The 307-nt window shown below is 59.3% G+C and carries 1 pseudogene; it reads right to left on the bottom strand.

The annotated features are described in order from the left end of the window. Positions 1-126: 126 nt before the first annotated feature. Positions 127-307, bottom strand: a pseudogene (locus CR492_RS20315) (IS5/IS1182 family transposase); the annotation flags it as partial.

Here is a 307-nt window from a genome sequence, read left to right as displayed (position 1 = left end):
ACCGGGCGGCACGAAAGCCGAGGGGCGGAGACTTCGCATGGCGTTGATTCCTTGATGAAACCAATGCCAGCCGGCGCCCAAACTTCATCAAAATTGAGTCAGAGCCCCAGTTCAATGCCGATTGACAACCGGTCTGCCGCGATCATCGGCCAAAGCATGGATTTTGCTGGTTCTTCCGCTGCGCGAACGGCCAATGGCCTCGGCGAATTCCCCCTTTTTGAACCGCTCGCCGAGCGATGCGCCTTGACGTGGCTTGAGTCGATGGAAAGTTCGTCCGGCACGGGACCGGCGGCCGCCATTTTCTCGA

Origin of the sequence: Methylocella silvestris, from assembly GCF_002891535.1 — a bacterium.
Classification (GTDB): domain Bacteria; phylum Pseudomonadota; class Alphaproteobacteria; order Rhizobiales; family Beijerinckiaceae; genus Methylocapsa; species Methylocapsa silvestris_A.
Note: the sequence above shows the minus strand (reverse complement) of the source record. Positions and strands in the feature narration are given on the sequence as shown.